This window comes from Dietzia sp. E1, assembly GCF_014145015.1.
Taxonomy (GTDB): domain Bacteria; phylum Actinomycetota; class Actinomycetes; order Mycobacteriales; family Mycobacteriaceae; genus Dietzia; species Dietzia cinnamea_A.
The window spans coordinates 1-4,189 of sequence record NZ_JAALDU010000221.1 but is presented as its reverse complement, the minus strand read 5'-3'; the positions used below and the strand labels follow the sequence as shown (position 1 = coordinate 4,189).

Here is a 4,189-nt window from a genome sequence, read left to right as displayed (position 1 = left end):
CCCGGCGCTGGCGCTCGTGTCGGTGGTACGGCGCTGGCGGCTCCGGCCGGTGTCCGGCTCGGGCGGTGACAGGCTCGGCACGGTCGTGCGGGGCCGGGCCGGTGTCGTGGTCGCCTCCTCCGACGTGGCCGAGCCGGACGTGGACGCGGACGCGGACGCCCCCGATCCCGGTCGGGGAGCGGCCGGGGCGCAGGCGAAGCGGGAGACGGCGGCGAGCTCCGGCTGCCCGTCGGTGCTCTGCCAGCCGACGACGGCGTCGACCAGACCGTGCGGCAACGCGTCGGCGTACAGAGCCGTCGATTCGAGTTCCCACACCCGGGCGCCGATCCCGGCGCCGCGCAGCTGGTCGGCGACGGAGTACGCGGCGGTCACGGCGCGGTCGTCGGTGGCCTCGACGCCGAGCGTGAGGGAGAGCGGGACCTCGTCGCGCTGCCAGCGCGGACCGGTCAGGGCGAAACCGGCTCCCGTCAGCGCGCGTTCGGTCAGCGCGGGATCGGCGGTCGTGGTCACGGCGGACCCGGCCGGGAACGGATGGGATGTCACCTCGGGCCGCGCCTCCCCCGTGACGACCCGCCCGATCACCTGCGGGTCGAGAGCGGCGGCGACGGCGCGACGGACCGCGGGCTCGGACACGGTCGGCGCGACGGTGTTGAACGCCAGCTCCAGCTGGGCGGTGCCGGCCAACGGCGTGCCCGTCACCCCGGGGACGATCTCGGAGACGTCCCTGGCCACCGGCGTCGCGGAGACCAGGGCCATCGACCCCGCACCGTCACGCAGGGCCGCCCCGAGCTGGCCGGGGCCGGTGGCGCGGCGGACGACGATCTGCTCGATCTCCGGGGCCCCGGCCCAGTAGCGGTCGTTGCGGACGAACTCGATCTCGCCACGGCCGATGTCGGCCGCACGGATCATGAACGGCCCCGCGCTCATCACCGGCAGCGCCTCCATCGAGCCCTGGAAACCGTCGGGGGCGCCCTTGAGGATGTGCGCGGGCAGCAGGTGCTGGAAGAGCGACCGCCAGTGCGCGGGTACGGACTCGAAGACGACGTCGACGACCTTGCCTCCGGCGCCGGAGCGTACGTCGACGATCCGCTCGTAACCGGCGGGGTCGACGACGCCGGGCTGACCGGTCATCTGTCGCCACAGGTACTCGAAGTCCTCGGCCGCCACGGGGACGCCATCGGACCACTGGGCCTGCTGGTCGATGGTGTAGCGGATCGTCTCCGGGGCGTCCGGCAGCGGTGCCGCGGACAGCAGCAGATCCCGGTTGAGGACGGGCTCGCCATCGACGCCGGGGACGAACGCGCTGGGGAGCAGCAGTGAGGCGACGAGGTCGGTGTCCACCCCCTGGTCCGCGAGGAGGTGCGGGTTGAAACCCTCCTCGACCCGGTCGAGCGCGAGAAGGATGCCGGCGTCCGTGAGGCTGACGGACGTGCCGTCGGTGCGGTCGTCCCCCACGACCGTCGGGGGTGGGGGGTCGGCGACGCAGCCGGAGGCGACGACGAGGGCGAGCGCGGCACCCAGCACGGCGGATGCCCGCCGGCGCGCGTACGCCCCCGTCGTCCTCACGGCCTCACCTACGTCAGCTGACGGACTGCTGCTCGCGCGACTTGGCCTTGCTGCGGGCCTTGGCGCGCTCGGTCGCGGTGAGCGCGACCTTGCGCACGCGGATCGCGTCCGGGCCGACCTCGACGCACTCGTCGCCGGCGCAGAACTCCATGGCCTCCTCGAGCGAGAGGTTGCGGTGCTTCTGCAGCGTCTCGGTGGCGTCGGAGGTGGCCGACCGCATGTTGGTGAGCTTCTTCTCCTTGGTGATGTTGACGTCCATGTCCTCGGAGCGGGGGTTCTCCCCCACGACGACGCCCTCGTAGACCTCGGAGCCGGGCTCGATGAAGAAGTCGCCACGGTCGGCGAGGCCGAGCAGAGCGAACGCGGTGGCCTTACCCGCGCGGTCGGCCACGAGGGAGCCGGTGTGCCGCGAGCGGATCTCCCCCACCCACGGCTCGTAGCCGGCGGAGACGGAGTTGGCGATGCCGGATCCGCGCGTCTCGGTCATGAAGGTGGTGCGGAAGCCGATGAGACCGCGAGCCGGGACGAGGAACTCCATCCGGACCCATCCCGTGCCGTGGTTGCTCATCTGCTCCATGCGGCCCTTGCGTGCGGCCATGAGCTGGGTGACCGCGCCGAGGTACTCCTCGGGCACGTCGATGGTCATGTGCTCAATCGGCTCGTGGATCTTGCCGTCGATACGCTTGGTGACCACCTGCGGCTTGCCCACGGTGAGCTCGAAGCCCTCGCGGCGCATCGTCTCGACGAGGATGGACAGCGCCATCTCACCACGGCCCTGCACCTCCCAGTCGTCGGGACGCTCGGTGTCGAGCACCTTGAGGGAGACGTTGCCGACGAGCTCCTGGTCGAGGCGCGCCTTGACCATCCGCGCGGTGAGCTTGGTGCCGCCGTTGCGGCCGGCGAGCGGGGACGTGTTGACGCCGATGGTCATCGAGATGGCGGGCTCGTCGACGGTGATCGCGGGCAGCGCGACAGGGTTCTCCGGGTCGGCGAGGGTGTCGCCGATCATGATGTCGCTGATGCCGGCGACCGCGACGATGTCACCGGCCACGGCCTCCTCGGTGGGAACCCGCTCGACGCCCTCGGTCGCGAGGAGCTCGGTGATCCGGACCGACTTGGTCTCGGTCTCGCCGTTCGGCAGGTGGTGGATCCACGCGACCTGCTGTCCCTTCCGGAGGCGGCCGTTGTGGATGCGGACCAGACCGATACGGCCGAGGAAGTTGGACGCGTCGAGGTTGGTCACGTGCGCCTGCAGCGGGGCGTCGGCGTCGCCGCGGGGGGCGGGGATGACGTCGTAGAGCAGCTCGAAGAAGTCGTCCAGGTTCTGCGCGTCGGGCTCCTGGCCGTTGGCCGGCTGGGTGGTCGAGGCCTTGCCGGCGCGCCCGGACGCGAATACGACCGGCAGCTCGAGGGCGCGCTCCGCGGCGGCCTGGGCATCGGGGTCCTCGAGATCCGAGGCGAGGTCCAGCAGGAGGTCCTGGGCCTCCTCCACCACCTCGTCGATGCGGGCGTCCGGGCGATCGGTCTTGTTCACCACGATGATCACCGGCAGCGACGCGGCGAGCGCCTTGCGCAGGACGAAACGGGTCTGGGGCAGCGGCCCCTCGGAGGAGTCGATGAGCAGCACGACGCCGTCGACCATCGACAGGCCGCGCTCGACCTCACCGCCGAAGTCGGCGTGGCCGGGCGTGTCGATGATGTTGAGGACGAGATCGGCACCGCCCGAGCCCGCGCCCGGGCGGCGGACGGCGGTGTTCTTCGCGAGGATCGTGATGCCCTTCTCGCGCTCCAGGTCCCCCGAGTCCATCACGCGGTCCACGAGCTCGGCACGTTCGTCGAATGCGCCCGACTGACGCAGCATCGCGTCGACGAGGGTCGTCTTGCCGTGGTCGACGTGCGCGACGATCGCGACGTTACGGAACTCGGTCTGGGCCATACGCTGGGTTCTCCCTCGGAGGCTTACGGCGCCGAGGCGGCTGGGGTCGCCGCCGGGGCGCGTGGCGTGGGAATCGGCGGGGTCTCCCGCGTGATCCACAAGCGCGTCCGGTCGAGCGCGCGTTGCGTGACCACATTACCCGCTGATCGGCGCGGCGCCGCTATCCCGACCTCCGCGGCACCACCCGTGACGTGCGATGTTATTTACATCACGTATAACTTCTGTAACATCAGCCCCAGCAAGATCGCCAATCCGGCTCCGCGTGTCCCCGATACGGGGGCGCTGTGAGAACATCGAGCGGTCGCCCGGTCGGCCGCCGACCGGTCCGCCCGCCCCTGCCGAAGAATGGACTCGCCAGTGACCCGCCACTCGCTCAGGACCTCGTTCCGGACCCTCGGCCTCGGCGCCGCCGCCGCCGTCGTGCTGGGGCTCGCCGCCCCCGCCACGGCCGGTGCACAGTCGCTGGACGAGCTCGGGCGCCCCACCGAGCCCGTCCTCCAGGCGATCGAGAACCTCGCCGCGCAGCAGTGGATCCCCGAGGAGACCCGCGGCACCATCGCCCGTATCGTCGGCTTCTTCCGCGGCACCGGCGAACCCGGCACCCCGCTGCCGGAGAACGGCCCGGTCATCGCGCAGTTCGCCTACCCGACGATCATGCAGCAGTGCATCGGCGGCGAGCAGACCGCC

2 protein-coding genes and 1 pseudogene are annotated in these 4,189 nt (G+C 71.7%); 1 reads left to right on the top strand and 2 read right to left on the bottom strand.

The window, feature by feature from the left end:
* On the bottom strand, positions 1–1,566 hold a 1,566-nt coding region (locus G6030_RS08495; protein WP_347238613.1), incomplete at its 3' end, for an ABC transporter family substrate-binding protein.
* Between the two features lie 13 nt (positions 1,567–1,579).
* Positions 1,580–3,502, bottom strand: coding sequence for a translational GTPase TypA (typA, locus tag G6030_RS08490; protein ID WP_182642830.1), 1,923 nt, complete (start codon positions 3,500–3,502; stop codon positions 1,580–1,582).
* 357 nt (positions 3,503–3,859) lie between these two features.
* Here typA and G6030_RS08485 point away from each other — a divergent pair.
* A pseudogene (locus tag G6030_RS08485) lies at positions 3,860–4,189 on the top strand (hypothetical protein); the annotation flags it as partial.

Excerpts from the sequence above, each read along its gene's own strand:
- typA (WP_182642830.1), bottom strand. The coding sequence starts at position 3,502 with ATGGCCCAGACCGAGTTCCGTAACGTCGCGATCGTCGCGCACGTCGAC.